The organism is Desulfotomaculum copahuensis (genome assembly GCF_001655685.1).
Taxonomy (GTDB): domain Bacteria; phylum Bacillota; class Desulfotomaculia; order Desulfotomaculales; family Desulfovirgulaceae; genus Desulfotomaculum_G; species Desulfotomaculum_G copahuensis.
In genome coordinates this window covers 107,824-127,757 of the sequence record NZ_LYVF01000047.1, presented here as the reverse complement: position 1 = coordinate 127,757, position 19,934 = coordinate 107,824, and the positions used below count along the sequence as shown (strand labels likewise).

15 protein-coding genes and 4 tRNA genes are annotated in these 19,934 nt (G+C 56.4%); all 19 read right to left on the bottom strand.

The genetic code is table 11. The features are described from left to right. Nucleotides 1-87: 87 nt before the first annotated feature. Nucleotides 88-1,209 carry a Nif3-like dinuclear metal center hexameric protein gene (locus tag A6M21_RS03870; protein ID WP_151191795.1) on the bottom strand — a complete coding sequence of 374 codons (1,122 nt, stop codon included), beginning with the start codon at nt 1,207-1,209 and terminating at the stop codon, nt 88-90. After that, nucleotides 1,206-1,898: a tRNA (adenine(22)-N(1))-methyltransferase gene (locus tag A6M21_RS03865; RefSeq protein WP_066666561.1), complete on the bottom strand. Its 693-nt coding sequence runs from the start codon at nt 1,896-1,898 to the stop codon at nt 1,206-1,208. The genes A6M21_RS03870 and A6M21_RS03865 overlap by 4 nt, the downstream gene beginning before the upstream one ends. Nucleotides 1,899-2,110: 212 nt before the next feature. Continuing rightward, nucleotides 2,111-3,307: a vWA domain-containing protein gene (locus A6M21_RS03860; RefSeq protein ID WP_066666560.1), complete on the bottom strand. Its 1,197-nt coding sequence runs from the start codon at nt 3,305-3,307 to the stop codon at nt 2,111-2,113. Nucleotides 3,308-3,348: 41 nt separating this feature from the next. Further along, nucleotides 3,349-4,200, bottom strand: coding sequence for an AAA family ATPase (locus tag A6M21_RS03855; protein WP_066666559.1), 852 nt, complete (start codon nt 4,198-4,200; stop codon nt 3,349-3,351). Between the two features lie 280 nt (nt 4,201-4,480). Beyond that, the gene (locus A6M21_RS03850; RefSeq protein ID WP_066666558.1) at nt 4,481-5,020 is read right to left on the bottom strand and encodes a hypothetical protein; all 540 of its coding nucleotides are present in this window, start codon (nt 5,018-5,020) and stop codon (nt 4,481-4,483) included. 152 nt (nt 5,021-5,172) lie between these two features. Continuing rightward, on the bottom strand, nt 5,173-6,822 hold the full coding sequence (locus A6M21_RS03845) for an acyl-CoA synthetase (protein ID WP_066666658.1): 1,650 nt from the start codon (nt 6,820-6,822) through the stop codon (nt 5,173-5,175). A gap of 142 nt (nt 6,823-6,964) precedes the next feature. Next, nucleotides 6,965-8,566 (bottom strand): long-chain fatty acid--CoA ligase, encoded by a 1,602-nt coding sequence (locus A6M21_RS03840; protein WP_242868754.1) that lies wholly within the window; start codon nt 8,564-8,566, stop codon nt 6,965-6,967. 19 nt (nt 8,567-8,585) lie between these two features. Continuing rightward, nucleotides 8,586-9,437: a 3-hydroxybutyryl-CoA dehydrogenase gene (locus tag A6M21_RS03835; RefSeq protein ID WP_066666657.1), complete on the bottom strand. Its 852-nt coding sequence runs from the start codon at nt 9,435-9,437 to the stop codon at nt 8,586-8,588. A gap of 205 nt (nt 9,438-9,642) precedes the next feature. Next, nucleotides 9,643-10,803 carry an acyl-CoA dehydrogenase family protein gene (locus A6M21_RS03830; protein WP_066666556.1) on the bottom strand — a complete coding sequence of 387 codons (1,161 nt, stop codon included), beginning with the start codon at nt 10,801-10,803 and terminating at the stop codon, nt 9,643-9,645. A gap of 54 nt (nt 10,804-10,857) precedes the next feature. Then, nucleotides 10,858-12,033, bottom strand: coding sequence for a thiolase family protein (locus A6M21_RS03825; RefSeq protein WP_345788078.1), 1,176 nt, complete (start codon nt 12,031-12,033; stop codon nt 10,858-10,860). Nucleotides 12,034-12,315: 282 nt separating this feature from the next. Continuing rightward, nucleotides 12,316-14,061, bottom strand: coding sequence for a sigma-54-dependent Fis family transcriptional regulator (locus A6M21_RS03820; RefSeq protein ID WP_066666554.1), 1,746 nt, complete (start codon nt 14,059-14,061; stop codon nt 12,316-12,318). Then, complete coding sequence (locus A6M21_RS03815; RefSeq protein WP_242868753.1) at nt 14,058-14,681, bottom strand: GNAT family N-acetyltransferase; 624 nt, start codon at nt 14,679-14,681, stop codon at nt 14,058-14,060. Before A6M21_RS03815 ends, A6M21_RS03820 begins: the two co-directional genes overlap by 4 nt. Before the next feature lie 165 nt (nt 14,682-14,846). Then, a complete protein-coding gene (locus tag A6M21_RS03810; RefSeq protein WP_066666552.1) occupies nt 14,847-16,292 on the bottom strand; it encodes a purple acid phosphatase family protein in 1,446 nt (481 codons plus the stop codon). Nucleotides 16,293-16,470: 178 nt separating this feature from the next. After that, nucleotides 16,471-16,546, bottom strand: a tRNA-Val gene (locus A6M21_RS03805). A 1-nt stretch (nt 16,547) separates the two neighbouring features. Next, nucleotides 16,548-16,623: transfer RNA gene (locus A6M21_RS03800), tRNA-Glu, on the bottom strand. Nucleotides 16,624-16,756: 133 nt separating this feature from the next. Further along, nucleotides 16,757-16,831 (bottom strand) — tRNA-Ile (locus A6M21_RS03795). 3 nt (nt 16,832-16,834) lie between these two features. Next, nucleotides 16,835-16,909 (bottom strand) — tRNA-Asn (locus A6M21_RS03790). 121 nt (nt 16,910-17,030) lie between these two features. Further along, nucleotides 17,031-18,122 (bottom strand): RNA polymerase sigma factor RpoD, encoded by a 1,092-nt coding sequence (gene rpoD, locus A6M21_RS03785; protein ID WP_066666551.1) that lies wholly within the window; start codon nt 18,120-18,122, stop codon nt 17,031-17,033. 1 nt (nt 18,123) lies between these two features. Further along, the gene (dnaG, locus tag A6M21_RS03780) at nt 18,124-19,908 is read right to left on the bottom strand and encodes a DNA primase (protein WP_066666550.1); all 1,785 of its coding nucleotides are present in this window, start codon (nt 19,906-19,908) and stop codon (nt 18,124-18,126) included. Nucleotides 19,909-19,934: the final 26 nt, after the last annotated feature.

Genomic DNA, 19,934 nt, shown 5'->3' with positions numbered 1-19,934 from the left:
GGTGGCAGGCATAACCGCTCCATCTCAATATAGGATGGAGTCTCACGTTGAGACAAGATCTTTGTCCGGCGTGTGACTGCCATGTAATCAGGAAAATGAAAAGGGGTCCGCCTGCGCCTCACTGACCATAAATTCCACCGGCAGCTCCTTTTCCCGGCAGCGCTGTGCCAGATAGTCCCGCAGCGCCGGCAGTATCACCTTTTCCGTGCCGTAATGGCCGGCGTCGATAAAAGCCATCCCGGCCGCCAGCATGTCCCGCGCCGCGTGATAGCCGACATCGCCGGTGACCAGTACATCGGCGCCGGCAGCCAGCGCTTCCGGCCATAAACCGGCCCCGGCGCCGCCGCACAGGGCCACCCGCCGCACCGCCCGGTTGGCCGCGCCGCCCCAGCGCAGACCGGGTAAGGATAAGATCCCGCGCACCCGGCCGGCAAAGTCAGCTAAGGGCAAAGCTTGCGGCAGCATCCCGGTCCGGCCCAAACCGGCGGTTGGTTTAACCCGGTTGGCCAGGGGATAAAGGTCGTAAGCCACCTCCTCGTACGGGTGGACCGCCAGCATGGCCTCGATCACCCGGCCGGCGATGGATGCGGGCAAAATGGTCTCCAGGCGCACTTCCGCCACCTCCGCCAGTTGTCCAACCCGGCCGGTATAGGGGTTGGTACCGGTCAGAGGCAGGAAAGTCCCCGTACCGGGGGCGGCAAAAGTACAATGGCTGTAGTTGCCGATCCAGCCCGCTCCGGCATCCCCCAAAGTTCTTTTGACCGCTTCAGCGTGGTCCGCCGGCACAAAGACCGCCAGTTTGAGATAGCGCTCCCGGCCGCCGGGCTTCAGGACAGCTGTTTCCCGTAATTCCAGCCCGGCCGCCAGCACATCATTGACTCCCCGCCGGGCGCTGTCCAGGTTGGTGTGGGCGGCGTAAACCCCGATGCCGGCCCGCAGCAACTCCGCCACCAGCACCCCGGCGGGCCGGTCCAGGCGGATTTGTTTGATGCCTTTGAAAAACAACGGATGGTGGCTGACGATCAACTGGACATCGCGTGCCCGTGCCTCCCGGCATACATCTTGATCCACATCCAGGGCCAGGAGCACCCGCCGCACGGACGCCCCCGGATCTCCCAACTGCCAGCCGGAATTGTCCCATTCCTCGGCCAGTTCCAAAGGGGCCAGTTCCTCAACAAGATTGCTGATGACCGCACCGTTTACCGTCACCGGCACCGGGCCAGCACCTCCCTTATCCGGTTCAGCTTTACCGTCAAATCAAGCGCCTTTCTTTCCGCCGCCTGGCTGCGACTTCTGGCCAGGCAGCACAGCACCCGCTGGTATTCGGATTTTATACGCTCCAGATGTTTGAGCAGCAGCGGATCACACCTTTCCACCAGGCGGGGACCCACCTCCAGCAGCCAGGGGTCGCTTATTTCCTCCCAGCCCGGTTCAGCCGCCATGATTGTATAAAGATGACCGTCCTCTTCCACCAGGCTTTCTTCCACCAGGCGCCAGCCGTTATCCACCAGCCAGCGGCGCAGGTCCCCCGCATCCGCCATGGGCTGCAGGACAAGACTTTTCACTCCGGCCAGTACTGCCGGTCCGCCGGCCAGGATCCGCCGGATGGTGTTGCCGCCCATGCCGGCCACCACCACCACGCCGGCCTCTCCCGGAACCAGCGGCCGCAAACCGTCACCCAACCGCACCTCGATCCGGTCCGCCAGACCGTGCTCGCTCACCGCCCGGCAGGCGCTTTGAAACGGCTTTTCATGCAAGTCCGTGGCCAGCACCCGGGGGCAGATGCCTTTCTCCACCAGGTAAATAGGCAGGCGGGCATGATCGGTGCCGATGTCCGCCACCACCGGCCCCGCCGGTACGTATGCGGCTATGGCGGCCAAACGGCCGGTCAGTTCCAAATCAGATCACTCCGTTTATTCGTTGTCCAACCGGCCGGGCACCGTCCGGTTGGACAATTAAGTTGCGCCCCGGTCCGTGATTGCGATCAATCTGTATCTCACGCCGCCGGCCTTCCGGGCCGTGGTTCATGTCCGCGCGCACGCCTTATCTCGGAACAGCCGGCAGGCGCAAACCGCCCGGCCCTTGACCGCCGCTTAATCGTAATATATCCTCAGCGCCTTGCCTTTAAAACTTTAATCGCCTGCTCCAAACCGTCTATGGTCAGCTCGAACATGGGAAAGATGCGTCCGATCAGGGCGATGGTTTCCCGCCCTTCATCAACCGGCCACATATTCCGGGGGATGGGGTTCAGCCAGACCGCGCGGGGAAAGCGCCGGATCAGCCTTTCCAGCCAGACCCGGCCCGTTTCCTCGTTGTATTCCATCCAGTCCACAGCGCCGCCCGCCATCAAAAGTTCACTCACCGCCATGCTGGCGTCGCCCACCATGATCAGCATGTACTCGCCGCTCAACCGGCGCAGTACATCCAGCGTGGATTCGGATTGGGCCGGGCGGCAGAAGGGATCTAGAAAAAGCCGGTCGTAAACGCAGTTATGAAAGAAATAAAACCGGATTTCTTTAAAGTGGTTGGCGCTCCTGGCTGCCTGGAAGAGCTGGCTGCACAGGTTCAGGTAGGGGTTCATCGAGCCGCCCGAATCCATCATTAAAACGAGCTTGACCGTATTCCGGCGCGGCCGGGTGAACACCAGATCCAGCCGCCCGGCATTGCGGCCGGTGGCGTCGATGGTGGCCTCCAGATCCAGTTCGTCCTTCGGCCCGCCCTCATTCTGGCTCAATATGCGCAGCTTGCGCAGGGCCACGGCGAACTGCCGGGTGGTGAGCGTTTCATCGGTGCGGTAGTCCCGGTAATGCCGCCGGGCGGCCACCTGCACCGCCGAGCGGTTTACTGATTGCCCGCCGATCCGTAAGCCGGCCGGGTGATAACCGCCGTAGCCGAAAGACGAGGTGCCGCCGGTGCCGATCCAGCGGGAACCGCCGTGATGCTCCCCGTCCTGGCGGGCCAGCCGGTCGGCCAGCGCCCGGCGCATTTCATCCAGGTTCCAGGACGGGGCGGGTGCACGCGCCCCCGGTTCCACCCGCAGCGGGGGCAATGATTTCTCCAGCCAGCGGGCCACCCGTGCGGCCAGTTCCGGTGAAGTTTCCACCTCCCGGAAATAGCGGGCGAAGGCCAGGTCGAAGCGGTCGTAATGATTCTCGCTTTTCACCAGCACGGCTCTGGCCAGGTGGTAAAACCCGGTCAGGCCGGGACCGGACAATCCCTTGTCCAGCGCTTCCATCAGAGTCATCCACTCGGTTAAGGAAACAGGCAACCCCTCTTCCCGCAGGGTAAAAAACAAGCCGGTGAACATCAGCTCACCCCCCTGTTTCAAACTCTAATTGCCGGGCATTTTCAGCGCCCGCGGCCCGCACTTACCGCGCCTTTTTGCATCTGCAGGCGGCGCAGGGCCATATCCAGGTCCTGGTTCTTTTTAAGCAACACACCCATAAAGGGTATTTCGGCAGTAATTTGATCATAGGGTACGCCGCCGATGACCAGCGCCTGCAACCAATCCAGCAATTCGCTGGTGGCCGGTTTTTTCTGCAACCCGCTCAACTCCCGCAGCCAGTAAAATGCTTTCAAAGCTTCGGCCAGCAGGCGGCGGTCCAAATCCGGAAAGTGCACCCGCACGATTTCAGTCATCAAGGCTTCACCGGGAAAGGCGATATAATGGAAAATGCAGCGGCGCAAAAAGGCGTCCGGCAGCTCCTTTTCCGCATTACTGGTAATAATTACCACTGGGCGGTGCCGGGCGGTGACTGTTTCCCCCGTTTCCGGTATATAGAAGCTCATCATGTCCAGTTCCCAGAGCAGGTCATTGGGGAACTCCAGGTCCGCCTTGTCGATTTCATCTATCAGAAGCACCACCTGCTTTTCGGACGCAAAAGCCTCACCCAGTTTGCCCGGTTTGATATACTGACTGATGTCGGACACGTCGTGATCCCCGAACTGGCTGTCGTAGAGGCGTTGCACCGTATCGTAAACGTACAGTCCTTCCCTCGCTTTGGTGGTGGACTTGATATTCCAGATGATCAGCGGCATGCCCAGGGAATCGGCCACCGCTTTGGCCAGCATGGTTTTACCCGTGCCCGGTTCCCCCTTGACCAAAAGCGGCCGCCCAAGAGCCGCGGCAATATTCACCACGTCCCGCAGTTCATCGGAAACGATATAATCCGCAGTACCGTCGAAATGCATTTTCTTCATCTCCTTCACCCTTCTTGGATACAGCCCGGCACCACCAAATTTCCGGGGCGTAAGCGCCTGTTTTAACATTGTCGTCCCGTCAGGCAAGGCGAAAGTGCGATACATTGCCGTCTGGACGCCCGCTTTAGGAAAATCGAAATTTGTCTCAAGTTTATACTATGGACCATATATTTTCAAGGGAATTTTCAAAAGCGATAAAAAGCCGCAGGATTGGCTCCTGCGGCTTTTCCGCTAAAACGGTCTGCGGGTTATGGAAATGCAGCGCACATGATTCATGGAATTACGGGGTTACAGGGTTGCCCTCGATCTCCGCACCGGTGAAAGTAATCGGACCGATGATGTTGGCGGCGCTGCCGGCCAGGGGCAGTTCGGCCGTCAGGAAATAAGGCACCAGTTGCTGTCCGGGGGTAGTGATTATATTTTGATCCACATGATCAAAGCTGGTGGTCACATATGGAACAGTCGGTGTGGCGCTGGACCGGGTGCTGAAAACCTGCGGCCCGGTAATCGGCGCATTCCGGTAAATCCGGAAGACAACATCGGTACTTGTCGCCCCGGTACCGAGGGTGACTGCCAACCAACCTACAGTTCCGGTCAACCATACCCGGTCGGCTAAATCGTCAATGCTCATAGAAGCGGGACCAATCAACGCCGCGATTACGGTCGGCGCCGTCGACAGGGGCAGGGGCGGGGTGATCGCGCCGCTCGTGTTGCTCGGCTGTAAAACACTGGCGTTGAACTCGGAAAGCAATCCGCCTTCAAACAATCCCCAGGATGATGCCTCAACGCTTTTGGCTGCTTCCTTCTTTGCCTCGGACATGATAATCCTCCTTAAGATGTAATAATTTTGGTAACATCTTATTGGCAGCAATGGCAAATGGTTACAGCGTAAAAAGCATCTCACCCTGGTAATTTGTGGCATCGCATTGGTCGTCGCACTGCAGGCCGGTGGTCTGCAACGGATTTTTTGGATTAATCAACATAAAACTCCCGGTAATGCTGGCGCATATCCCGCTTTAATATCTTGCCGCTGGGCGTTTTGGGCAAGGCTGCGGTGAAAATTATTCCTTTGGGTACCTTGAAAGGGGCCAGATGCTGCCGGCACAAGGTCAATATTTCATCTTCGGTGGCGCTCCGCCCCTGTTTCAAAGTAACCACCGCCGTCACCGCCTCCACCCATTTATCGTGCGGCAGTCCGATTACGGCCACTTCGGAAACCGCCGGATGCAGGTAAATTACTTCTTCCACTTCCCGGCTGGGTACATTTTCCCCGCCTGTTTTAACCATGTCCTTTTTCCGGTCCGCCACACTGATGAAATTGTCTTCGTCCAGCACACCGATATCCCCGCTGTGGAACCAGCCGTGAGCCAGCACCGCTTCAGTCTTTTCCGGTTCCTTGAAATACATGAGCATGGCATGAGGACCGCGGCCGCATATTTCGCCCGGTTTTCCCGGTTCAGTGACCGGCCGGTGCAGATCATCCTCCAGGCGCGTTTCCATATTCAAACCGCCCTGCCCGGCCGAACCCGGTTTGGTCAACTGGAAGGCCGGCTTCAGCATTGTATGGTAGGGACTGAGTTCCGTTTGACCATAATAATTGTAAAAACTTTGACAATTAGGCATGCGGCGCAGCAATTCCCGCAGCACTTCCACCGGCATGATCGACGCACCGTAATATCCCTTTTTCAATGAACCGAGATCATGACTGTCGAAGCCGGGATGGCGCAACATGGCAATCCACACCGTGGGGGCGGCAAAGAACATGGTCGCCCGGTACTTTTCAATGGCCGTGATGATTTGCACCGGATCCGGCTGTAACAACAGTACATTGACAGCGCCGAGCATCAGGCAGGGATTTAAAAACACATCCCGCTGGGCGCAGTGAAAAATAGGCATAACATTGAGGTTGATATCGTCCGGGGAATATTGCCCGTCAATGATGCAACCGGTATATTCGGACAGGAGCGCCTGGTTGGTCAGAATCACACCCTTGGGCAGGGTCTCGGTGCCGCTTGTATAGGTCATCTGCACCGGATCTTCAATGTGCAGTTCGATTCCGGGTTCAGTCCGCGGATAGCTTTCAAACCAGGCGTCAAAATCGATAAAACCGTCCGGGGCGGTTTCTCCCCGGCCCTGGCCGGACCAAATCAAATGGTTCACATTGTCCAGGTCGCTCATTACGTCTTGCACGAGGGGGTAGAGGGCGTCCTCCACTACAAAAACCTTGCTTTCGGAATGTTTGATACAGTAACTGATGTCCTTTCCCCGTAGCAAATAGTTAATGGCCAGGTAAATGCCGCCTGCTTTGGCCGTGCCCAGCCAGGCGACGACATGATGGAGTGTGTTGTGCGCCAGCACGGCCACCCGGTCGTACTTCTTCAGACCGTGATCCAGCAGCGCCCGGGCGAACTGGTTGCTGACCTCTTCCAACCGGGTGTAGGTCATGGCCGAATCACCGAATATCAAGGCCGGTTTTTCAGGATAACGGTAGGCGCTGCGACGAACCATGTCTGCGATCACCCAACGGTTGACTTTGTTGTAACGGCTGCGCAGGAAGGTCAGGTTTTCATCATTTATCTCCATATACCTCTGCCTGTCGGTATCGGAAAGCTCATTCAGCATTTTTTCCACATAGATCCCCCCGTTAAAAATAATGCAAGGGAACGCCATGAACTTATCGGTTAAAAGGCACCCGGCCAAAACAGCACACCGCCTTTAACCCGGTCAACACACCAACCGGTCGCTCCACCGCCATTCCGCCCGCTTAGCTGAACCGGCGGCGCAAAACCTTCTTGTCGAATTTACCCACGCTGGTTTTGGGCACTTCGTCAATAAATTCAACGCGGTCGGGAAGCCACCATTTTGCCACCCGGGAGCGTAAATACTCCAGTATATCCTCCGGCTTTACCCGGCCCTTGAATTCTTCCCGGATTACCACGCAGGCCAGGGGCCGTTCCTGCCATTTCTCATGCGGCAAGGCCACCACCGCCGCCTCGGCCACCGCCGGATGACCCATGATGGTATTTTCCAGTTCCACCGAAGAAATCCATTCCCCGCCGCTTTTGATTAAATCCTTTGAACGGTCGCATATGTTTACATATCCCTCGGCGTCAACAGTGGCGATGTCGGCCGTTCTGAACCAGCCACCCCGCAGCGCCTCTTTGCTGCGCTGCGGATCCCGGTAATACTCGCCGGTAATCCAGGGGCCGCGGAAAAGCAGCTCACCCATCGTACAGCCATCCCAGAGAACATCGGTACCATCTTCGCCGGTCACCCGCATTTCCAGTCCGGGAGCAAAAAGCCCCTGTTTCACCTTCAGAGCATAAACCCGTTCTTCCGGCCAGTCCCGCATATAGCTCTTCGGGCGGGAAAGCAGCGTCAGCGGTGTGGTTTCCGTCATGCCGTAGGCTACAATAAAGGGGATACCGTGTTTTTTCTCATAGGCTTCGATCAGGGCGCGCGGGGAAGACGCCCCGCCCACCAGCAGACGGCTCAAACTGCTGAAATCATAATTTTCCTTCTCCAGCAGGTTCAAGCAACCCATCCAGATAGTCGGCACCCCCGCCGCCACCGAGACTTTTTCATTTTGAATCAGTTCACACAACACCCGGGCATCGGGGCGCGCACCGGGCAGGACCAGCTTTGCCCCCACCAAGGCTGCGCCGTACGGTATACCCCAGGCGTTGACGTGAAACATGGGCACCACCGGCATGGCTGCATCCTGCTCACACAGACCGAAGGTATCGGTCATGCCGATCATCAGGCTGTGCAGATACAACGCCCGGTGTGAATACATTACGCCCTTGGGGTCGCCGGTGGTGGCGGTGGTATAACACATTGAAGCGGGAGACCATTCGTCCAGATCCGCGGGAAAACGGTAATCGGGCGAAGCCCCGGCCAACAGCTGTTCGTAAGAGTACGCTGGACTCAAACTGGTGGGGGGCGGTCCGTCTTTATCGGTCATGATGACGAAATGCTTCAACCCCTGAACCTGCTCCCTGATCTCTTCAATTACGGGCACCAGATCTTCATCAATGAATATAACCCGGTCTTCAGCATGATTGAGGATAAAAATGATCTGTTCTTTGAACAGGCGCAGGTTGACCGTGTGCACTACGGCTCCCATACAGGGAAGGGCGAAATAAAGCTCCAGATGACGGTGGTTGTTCCAGGCCAGCGTGGCCACCCGGTCGCCGGGTTCGACCCCCAATTCTTTTAGCACATTGGCCAACCGGCAAACCCGCTCGTAAAACCGGCCGTAGTCATAGCGAAACAGCCCGGAAAAATCCCGGGAAACTATTTCCTTGGCCGGAAACAGTTTTCTGGCCCGTTCCAAAATGGAGCGCAGCAGCAATGGATAGCGCATCAATTCAACCACCCCCGGTTTACTTGTATTCGTAGAACCCTTTACCGGACTTGCGCCCGTAGTGACCCGCCCGCACCAGTTTGCGCAGCAGGGGCGCCGGCCGGTATTTGGAGTCGCAGGTTTCCTGGTAAAGGGTGTCCATGACCATCAGGAGCACATCCAGGCCAATCAAGTCAGCCAGGGCCAGGGGGCCGATCGGGTGGTTGGCGCCCAGTTTCATGCCGGTGTCAATGTCTTTGGCGCTGGCCACACCTTCCTGCAAAACAAAAATGGCCTCGTTAATCATAGGTACCAGGATGCGGTTGACTGCAAACAGGGGGGCTTCCTGGACCAGGATCGGGGTTTTGCCCATACGCAGGCAGGCTTCCCGCGCCGTGTCAAAAGTTTCATCCGAAGTGTCGCAGCCGCGAATGATTTCCACCAGTTTCATTACGGGCACCGGGTTGAAAAAATGCGTGCCGATTACTTTGTCCGGCCGTCCGGTGACGGAAGCCATTTCCGTAATGCTCAGTCCGGAGGTGTTGGAGCAAAAAACCGCCTCCGGCCAGCACGTCATATCCAACTCGCGGTAAAGGTTTTTCTTGGCTTCCATGTTTTCAACAATCGCCTCGAAGACCAGATCCGCCGTCCCCGCGGCCTCCAGACCGACCTCCGGAACCAGCCGGTCCATGACCGCCTGAACATCCCCGTCCCCCAGTTTGCCCTTGGACGCCAAACGCTGCAGGCTGGCCCGGATGGTGGACAGCCCGCGCTGGACGAACTCCTGCTTGATATCGGAAAGAACTACCTTGTAACCGGCCATGGCCGCCGCCTGAGCAATGCCGGCGCCCATGGTGCCGGCGCCGATGACTGCAATGGTATTAACAGTCATAAATAACATCTCCTCCCAAAAAATTAATTTCCGTGTTTTACCGGCCGCCGCAGGAATCCCGGGCATGTTTTCCAATGTCCCGGCAAACAATCACAGCGCCGCCCTGCCAAACAGGAACCGCCGCCTGTCAAGCGCAGCCGGCTTATTGCCGTGCGGGACCGGGCGGCTGCACGCTTCGGGCGGCCGGCCTTTTGCTCCCCGGGTGCTAGCGCTTGTCCAGCATGGACCGGGCAACAACCAGGCGCTGAATCTGGTTGGTGCCCTCATAAATCTGGGTGATCTTGGCATCGCGCATCATCCGTTCCAGCGGATACTCCCGCATATAACCATAACCGCCCAGGATCTGCACGGCATCCACCGTAACCTGCATGGCCACGTCCGAGGCAAAAAGTTTGCACATGGAAGAATAACGGCTGATCTCCGCCGGCGGTGCACCTTTGACCCCGGCTTCCTCAATGAAGCAGGCCGCCTTGTAAACCAGTTGCCGGGCCGCTTCCACCCTGGTACCCATGTCGGCCAGCATGAACTGGATGCCCTGGAACCCGGCGATCGGCCGCCCGAACTGCACACGCTCCCGGGCGTAATTGAGGGCGTATTCCAGCGCCCCGCAGGCGATACCCACCGCCTGGGCGCCGATTACCGGCCGGGTGTGATCCAGGGTCATCATGGCAATCTTGAAGCCATCCCCTTCCTTGCCAAGCAAGTTTTCAGCCGGTACCTCGCAATCTTCAAAAATCAATTCCGCCGTCTGGGAACCGCGGATGCCCATTTTCTTTTCCTTTTTACCGGCCGCAAAACCGGGCGCATCCTTTTCCACAATAAAAGCACTCAAACCCTTGATTCCCCTGGCCGGATCAGTGCTGGCAAAAACGGTGTAAACATCGGCCAGGCCGCCATTGGTGATAAAACACTTCTGACCGTTGAGCACATATTTGCTTCCTTCCCGCCGGGCGCCGGTCCGTACGCTGCCGGCATCGGAACCGGCGTTGGGCTCAGTTAAGGCAAAAGCACTGATTAATTCACCGGCGGCCAACCCGGGCAGGTATTTTCGCTTCTGTTCTTCCGAACCGGCCAGCAAAATGGGCATCAGCCCCAGTTCCTGCGCGGCTACGATCAGCGAGGCGGCAGCCGATACCCGGGCGATTTCCTCCACGACCACACAAACCGCCGGCAACCCCGCCCCGGTGCCGCCGTATGCTTCCGGCACCCCGGCCCCCAGCAGTTCCTGCCCGGCAAAAAGTTCCTTCAAGTCCCAGGGAAAAGCATCTTCTTCATCAATGGCCGCCGCCCGCGGGGCCACTTTTTGCTCGGCCAGCCGGTGCACCATCTGGCGCAGCATTTCCTGCTCCTCGGAAAGTTCATACATTTAATGACCCTCCATGGTTGATTTTTACTGGTTTTTTAACAAATTCCGCCTGTTTTACTCTTTCTCCCGCTCCAGAATCATGGCATAGCCCATGCCTCCACCCACACACAGGGAAGCCAAACCATAGCGCAGGTTGCGCCGGGCCATCCCGTGAAGGAGGGTAACCACCAGCCTGGCGCCGGTGCAACCCACCGGATGCCCCAGGCCCACTCCACTGCCGTTGACATTGGTAACGTCCCGGTTTAAATCGAGCAACTTTTCGCAAGTCAGGTATTGCGCGGCAAACGCCTCGTTCAATTCAACCAGTTCCATGTCCTCCAGGTTCATCCCGGTCCGTTTAAGCGCTTTACGAATGGCCGGCACCGGACCGTAACCCATCAAATCCGGTTCCACCCCGGCCCGGGCAAAGCCGGCGATGCGTCCCAGGGGTTTCAAACCCATTGAACGCGCCCTTTCCAGGGACATGAGCAATACAGCGGCCGCGCCGTCGTTCAATCCGGAAGAGTTGCCCGCCGTTACGGTGCCGTTTTTGCGGAAGGTTGGTTTCAGCCCGGCCAACTGCTCCATGGTTAAATCCGCCCGCGGATGCTCATCCCGGTTGACCACCCGGGGCGGACCCTTGCGTTGGGGGACGGCCACCGGTACGATCTCGGCGTCAAACAACCCGGTGTCCCGCGCCCGGGCGGCATTCAAATGACTGCGCAAAGACACCTCGTCCTGCTCGCGCCGGGTGATGCCGTACTTGTCCGCCAACCGTTCAGCCGTTTCCCCCATCAAGATGTGATGAATGGGATCGGTGAGCATTTCCCACAATGCGTCGGTCATCTGACCGTGCTGCAGGCGCTGACCCCAACGGGCACCTTTGAGTACATAGGGCACAGTGCTCATGCTTTCCACACCGCCGGCCAGGACGATTTCCGAATCGCCGGTGACAATTTGCTGGTAACCGCAGACAATGGCCTGCATGCCGGAGGAACACTGGCGCTGAACGGTCATGCCGGTGACTTCTTTGGGCAACCCGGCCACCAGCGCCGCGGTTCGGGCCACGTTGGGCTCGTCGGTTCGCTGGGCGCAATTGCCCAGAATCACATCATCCACCATTTCACCGCCGACCCCGGCTCTTTTCAGCACCTCTTGAATAACCGGTACAGACAGTTGATGCGAGATCATCGTTTTGAACTGGCCACCAAAATCACCAATGGCCGTCCGGACAGCCGATACAATAACCACATCCTGCAATTGGCATCTCCTCCTCCACAATATGCCGGCAATAGGGGCACACCGGTCAAAGCTGTTACACCAAGCACGCCGGATTGGAAGATGATGCGCTTGCATCATCTTCTCAATTACAACCGCCCGCCTTTTTCGGGAGCGTGACTCGTACGGCCGGGATCCGCATTAAAAATGTCAATTCTGCTTATTAATAAAATTGCAAATTGCGTGCCAACGGCCCGGCTCCTGGCATGGAGGCTGAATAGTGATGCTCCTGCGATGCAGTGCATCACTCGAGCATCACTTTGCATCACAAATGATATCGCGTACCTGTATGTTGTATTTTTTCATTTTGCGCACTACGGTGGATTGATTTACCCCCAGGATGCCGGCAACCTTGCGGGTACTCCTGAACTGGAAGTAAAGCCGGCGAATCATCTCTTCCTCCCTGCCGGGTCCATCACCGGCGGCAGAACACCTGAAATAATACGGCGGCAGATCCGCCAGGCCGATGCTGTCACCGGGGGAGACAACCAGCAGCCTTTCCACCATGTTCTCCAGTTCGCGCACATTCCCCGGCCAGTGGTATTCCATCAAACGGTCGATTACTTTCTGATCCATCTTTTTGCAAAAGGTATATTTCGAGTTGAACTTACGCACAAAATGAGCGACGAAAAACGGAATTTCCTCCCGCCGCTCCCGTAAGGGCGGAATATTCAACGGCACGACATTCAGGCGGTAGTAAAGGTCGGCCCGAAACAGCCCCGCCGCCACCATCTGCTCCAGACTGCGGTTGGTCGCCGCCAGAAAACGGATGTCCACCGGTACCGCCCGGGTACCACCCACCCTGGTCAGTTCCCGCTCCTGAATTACTGTCAACAGTTTAACTTGTAACGGCAGGGGCAGTTCCCCCACTTCATCCAAAAAGGCGGTACCGCCGTGGGCGAGTTCCAAAAGCCCGGGTTTCCCCTCCCGCCGGGCACCGGTAAAAGCACCGGAGAGGTAGCCAAAAAGTTCGGATTCCAACAGGTTTTCCGGTATGGCACCACAGTTGATGCGAATAAACGGGGCTTTGGAACGCCGCCCGGCCTGGTGGATCAAACGGGCCACCACTTCCTTGCCCGTCCCCGATTCTCCGCTGATTAAGACGGTGGAATCCACCCGGGCCAAACGCACGGCCAGATCCAGGCATTTACGCATCGACTGGCTGTGACAGACGATGGTGTGCCCGAGATCGCATTTGCGCAAGGCCTCCAGTTCGGATTGGTAGACCCCGGTCAATTGGCGGCTCGTTTCCAGTTGCCGGTGCAGTTCATTTAATTCGGTAATATCACGGCAATTAACCACCACCCTGGTTATATCCCGGTTTTGCAATCCGGTAACCGGGTTGCCGGTCAAGATAACTTCCCTCCCGCCGGAAAAACGCCGCCTCAAGCTGACCGGGGAAGCGGCTGCACAAACCTGCCGGCTGATCTGAACCACCAGTCCGGTCAGGGACTCCTCGCCCGGCGGGTGCTGCAGTTGACCGGCCAATTTTTCGTAAGCCCGGTTGCTGCTTATGATTTCCCCGCGCTCATCAACCACAATTATGCCGTCATATGAACAGTCAATGATCGTATTCAATTCGTGATATACTTCCATGGCCCGGTGCAATTCCCGGGCTGCGCTGAGTGAACTTTTTTCAAAGGCGCGTACCAGATCCGTCCGGGTGAGAATGCCCACCAACCGCCCGTCCCCATCCACTACCGGCAACCGGCCGATGTGATGCCGCTGGGCCATTGACCAGGCTTCATCAATCCGCATATCCACACTGATTGTTTTAACTTGCCGGTTCATCAGCCGGCCCACCGGGGTACAGGAAGGCAAATGATTGAGCAGTGCCCGGAAAATATGCGTTTTAGTAAAAATGCCGGTTACGTGCTTCGCTTTGTTTACCACCGGGGCGCCGTCTATGCCGTATTGAATAAAAACACCGGCCGCCTTCTCAATGCTGTCCCCTTCTTCCAGTGAAACGGGGTCTAATGTCATAAAAGGAGCTATCTTCATCTTTTCCACCTTACTTTTTCCATCAGGAGTTGCTCGAACAGCATCATATCGTCCCAGGACACCCGGCTGCCGCAGCGGGCCATCAAAACATTGGCGGGGTGTTCAATGATGTCCGGGTCGCTGGTCGCCCGCTCCACAAACCCGACCCTGCCAAAGAGCTTGGTCAACAGCTCCCGGTATTGCCAGACAGTCATATTGTTGCCCTTGACATCCCAATGCCGGAAGTATTCGGTAGTGATCACAATCCATTGTTCAAAAACCTCCAGTGAAAAAGCGGCCCGCAGCATGTCCGTACCCACTCCGCAACGCCGCCACGAACGGGCCACCTCTATGCCCCCCAGTTCAAGCACCCGGGGATGCCGGTACCAGCGGGCATATTCATCGGGCCGGTGGAAAGTGATATAACCGACAATTTCACCCGCGTGCACAGCCACAAAAACCATCCCGATGGCAAAACCGGCAATTTTGATCAGAGCCTGATGCTGCTTTTCCGGCAGCCGGAAATTCTGCAACTGTTCATTCATGCGCAGCCCGGACAAGCCCCCCGGCGATACCGGTCCCTCAACATGAAACTGTTTTGAGGGGACCGGCAAACCGTCCAAAGATTCCGCTTCAGACAATCGTTTCACTCCCCTTGACCAACCACCCGTCCGGACGGAACCAGGGGCCGTCCGGGATCAGCCATTCCCGCAACGGTTCATTTACTTTAAGTTTAACACATTTTTATACCTGAAAACAGATAAAGGAAGCATTTGTGAAAGTATTTTTTTTCACCCGGAGATCCTTCACTCCTTGATGGTTATGGACGATTCATGACTGCCTTCTTCTTTGATTTGAATATTCACGTTATAAAGCGATAATTTTTGTTTTTGCATCAGGCGGGCCGCGCGCAGCGATTGAAAGCGCCCTAGGAGCACCCTGGTCCGGCCAGGTTCGAAAGGGGCCAGACTGGCTCCATCATGCAGTTGCGCATCCGTAAACAGCTTGACAGCCTTTTGATCCTCCAGCGTTACAGACAACTCATAAAGCTTCGGGCGGTACATCCGGCCGTTATAAAGAGCAAAGCTGCGGTCGGCCATACCGCCGAAACTGTACCGGGAAAATATCGCCTTGCCGCCGTTCTTCAGAATAAACCGTTCCCGGGACATTTCAGACAAATCAAGCCTGCCTACTTTGTATGAGCTATATTCAAAACCTTGTTCATATACTTTGATCACCCCGTAGGCGCACGGGAACTGCACGGTGGCCGGTATTTCCACAAAAGGGACGTATCCCGCAATCAGCCGGTCCGTGGTCACCCTGTTGCGGTGCATATGTCCGCAAAAAACACCCTGTACAGACGGATATCTTTTGATTATTTTTTTAAAATCCCGGTGGTTTTTTAAACCAAACCAGAGATCGAAACCATTGCACGGATGGTGCAGAAAAATAAATACCGGGCGGCCGCCGTTCATACCCAATACGCTTTCCAACCAGCACAACTGCCCGTCATCCAAATGCCCCCAGTTATCATTTTGCCGGCAGGAATCAAGCATGACAAACTGACGCTCACCAAAAACCGCACTTTGACAAGCCGGCTTTCCTCCGGTTAAATATTCGGTAAACCCCCGCTCCCCCACGCCTCCGTAATTCGTAAATTTATCATGGTTGCCGATGCACAAATAGCGAGGTGTGTCACCCAGACGGGGCAACAGTTGATTGCGCAATTTCAAGTATTGCGTCCGCCTGGCCGTATCGGTAAGATCGCCCGTAAACACCACCAGGTCGACTTTTCTTTTTTTAACGTCCGTAATTGATTGCGCCATCAGAACATCGGCATATTCACTGAGTTTGCCGAAATATAATTTATTGGCATCATCCAGAATATTCCCGGCAGGAATATGCGTGTCGCTGATTACTGCAAAACTGAAGAGGTACATCCCCTCCGGTACCGGCAGTGTCTGGAACAGATTCAAAGGGCCTCTGGCACCACCACTCTCCACCTGATACCAGTATTGCGTACCAGGTTTTAACCCGGTCAACTCCACCTGGTGGTACCTGGAATTTGAAACGGCAGTCATCCCGGTTAACTGTGCCGGATCCTCCCCGATATATACTGTGATCACCGGACAAGGCTGCGAGGTGACCCAGGTAATTACGGCGTGATCGCTGCCGGTGGTGCACAACTCTTCATTGCTGATCATTGTGCCGGATGTAAAGCCGGGGAACCTGTGTTCAATACAGGCAGTCATTTCAATTTCCCCTTTAAAATTTTTATTATCTTATTAAAGGGGATTTTAAGCCGTTACCGGAAACAAGATCATTTTAAAGCAGTAAATATGGTGCGAAATAGCTGTACAACGGAAAGGACCTGCGGACGGCCCTCCCGATCAAAAAAAAGCCCCGCTAAACAGGGCTTTTTTAAATAATTGGTGGGAGCAACAGGGATCGAACCTGTGACCTCCTGCTTGTAAGGCAGGCGCTCTCCCGGCTGAGCTATGCTCCCGTGGTGACCCCACCGGGATTCGAACCCGGGTTACCGCCGTGAAAGGGCGGTGTCTTAGACCGCTTGACCATGGGGCCGGTAACAGTCGTCAGAATTCGGAAGTCGGAATGCGTCCGCAAGAAAAATGTTCCGGCCAGCGCGTGACTACTTCTGACTTCCGGCCTCTTACCTCTGTTCTGATTTCCGTCCTCCGACATCTGACCTCTGTTCTGGTGGGCCCACCAGGATTCGAACCTGGAACCAGCCGGTTATGAGCCGGATGCTCTACCGTTGAGCTATAGGCCCACGTGGCTCCCCGAGCAGGATTCGAACCTGCAACCTACCGGTTAACAGCCGGTTGCTCTACCGTTGAGCTATCGAGGAACGGTCGCGACTTTTATTATACATAAAAACGTCGCCCCGGTCAATATCTTTCCCTGTTATTTCGTCCCCGCCCGGCTGCCGGGCGGACATCCGGGACGGAGAAAAACACCGGGGCGCGTTTTTAGTCCAGATAGTCTTTCAACTTTTTACTGCGACTGGGATGACGCAGCTTACGCAAGGTTTTGGCCTCGATTTGCCGGATCCGCTCCCGGGTTACCCCGAACTTCTGACCGACCTCCTCCAGTGTCCGGGCCCGGCCGTCATCCAGTCCGAAGCGCAGGCGCAATACTTTTTGCTCCCGGTCGGTCAGTGTTTTCAATACATCATCCAGTTGCTCCCGCAACAGGGTGAAGGAGGCTTCTTCAGCCGGCGCCCTGGTTTCGTGATCAGGGATGAAATCACCCAGATGGGAATCTTCCTCTTCACCAATGGGGGTTTCCAGGGAAACCGGTTCCTGGGCGATCTTCATGATTTCCCGCACCTTGTCTTCGGAAATGTTCATCTCCCCGGCAATTTCCTCGGCGGAAGGATCCCGTCCCAATTCCTGCAACAGTTGCCGGGAAACACGAATTAATTTGTTGATCGTTTCCACCATATGCACCGGTATGCGAATGGTCCTGGCCTGATCGGCGATAGCCCGGGTGATGGCCTGGCGGATCCACCAGGTGGCATATGTGCTGAACTTGTATCCTTTGCGGTAGTCGAATTTTTCCACCGCTTTAATCAGACCAAGATTACCCTCCTGGATCAGATCCAGAAAAAGCATTCCCCGGCCCACGTACCGCTTGGCGATACTAACCACCAACCGCAGGTTGGCCTCGGCCAGACGGCGCTTGGCTTCATCATCGCCCTGCTCCATGCGCTTGGCCAGTTCCACCTCTTCTTCAGGGGTCAACAAGGGCACCCGGCCGATTTCCTTGAGGTACATACGCACCGGGTCGTCAATACCTATACCCTCCGGTACGCTCAAATCCACTTCCGTCTCTTCCTCGCCGGTTTCAAGCACAGCCGCTTCCATATTTTCTATATCGGGCACTTCAGGAACCACCTCTATCCCCATGCCGGTCAGTTTTTCATAAATGTCGTCGATTTGCTCCGGCGTCAAGTCGGTTCCCTGCAAGCTGTCCATAATTTCACTGTAGGTGAGCGTGCCCCGTTTTTTGCCTTTTTCAATCAGCTCTTTTACGCAATCGACCCCGGATTCTTCCCTCATGTCAGCTTTCCCCCTCTCTATGAGGCCTCCCGGCATCTCTTCCTAAAATATGATTTAATTTTTCCAGAATGCAGTTGATGCGCTCCCGGTCTTGCATTCTTTCCGCTTCCGCCAGTTCCTGCATCAAATGCATTTTTTGCTCCTGCCTGGTTCTTTTTTTCACTGTTTCAATCAGGCCGGGCAGGATTTCCGCCGGTTCTGCACCGGAGTTTCCAGTCAGCAGCAGACGGCTTAAAAGTTGTTGACCTGCATCTTCAAGCCGGTCCATCCAGGCATCCGGACTGGTGCCTGTACCATCCCGGCATAATAATTGATATATTGCACGCAGGACTTCGTCCCGGGGCTCCCAAGCACCCAATTCCCGGCGTACTGCCACAATCAGTGACGGTTCCCGGGCAATGCAACTGATCAGTGCCTGTTCGGAACGGTGAATGGCATCCGTCCGCGGCTTGCTTTTAATTATATTATGCGTATTTTTAGCAATTTTATCCGGATTTGACCATTTTTTTCCCTGTTCGTCCAAATATCGACCCAATGCATTCTTTACCGTTTCCCAACTCAGGCTTAAGCGGGCGGCCAGCAGGCGAATACCTTCCTCCTGCTCCACCTCGCCGGCGCGGGCCAGACCGGGCAACACCTCCTGTAGCAACCGGTCGGTATCGTCACCTCTAGCCATACCGCGGCGCAACCTGTATTCCAGCAAAGGCTCGGCGCGGGACAACAAATCCCGCCATCCGGCGGCACCGTACCGGCGCAGGAAGTCATCGGGATCCTTCCCTTCCGGAACAGTGGCCACTTTTACCCGGCAATCAGCCTGCAGCAGCAGTTCCATTCCCCGCAAGGCGGCGGACTGCCCGGCCGCATCGGCGTCATAGGCGATTACCACATTGGCGGTGTAACGCTTCAATAACTCAATCTGCCCGCCGGTGAGACTGGTACCCAAAGAGGCCACGGCATTGGAGACGCCAAACTGGTGCGCGGCAATAACGTCCATGTAACCTTCCATCATCACGGCAAACCCCTGTTGCTGAATGGCCGGCCGGGCCAGATGCAGGCCGTAAAGAACATGGCTTTTGCTAAAGACCGGCGTTTCAGCCGTATTCAGGTATTTGGGCGCACCGTCACCGAGCACCCGTCCGCCAAAACCAATCACCCGCCCCCGGGCGTCCCAGATCGGAAAAATGATCCGGTCGCGAAAGCGGTCGTAACAGCCGCGCTTACCCGGCATGGCCAAACCCAGTTCGATTAGTTCCTCCGGTGTGCAATTGCGGGCAGTCAAAAACCTTGTCAACCCGTTCCATTCCGGCGGGGCGTAGCCAAGTTGATAACTCTCCTGCACCCCGGGGGACAGCCCGCGCCCGGCCAGATAGTCACGTGCCGCCCGGCCTTCCGGCCGGTGCAGCAACAGGTGACGGTAAAAATCCCGGGCCATGCCGTTGACCAGCCAGGCCCGCTCCTGCCGGCGTGCCTTTCCGGAATGAACGGCCGTTTCGGGCACCGGCACACCGCACCGGGCGGCCAACTGCCGCACCGCCTCCGGAAAAGTAAGACTTTCAGCCAGCATTAAAAACTTGAAGACATTACCCCCGGTCCCGCAGCCAAAACAATGAAAGATTTGCCTGTCCGGACTGACGGTAAAGGAAGGATCCTTTTCCTGATGGAAAGGACAAAACCCGCTGTAGTTCTTCCCTTTTCTCTCCAGATGAACATATTCACCCACCACCTGCACTATGTCGGTGTGCAGACGGACGGTTTCAATGATCTCTTCCGGAATCAGTCCGCCCATGATATCACCCGCGAAAAAGAGGCAGT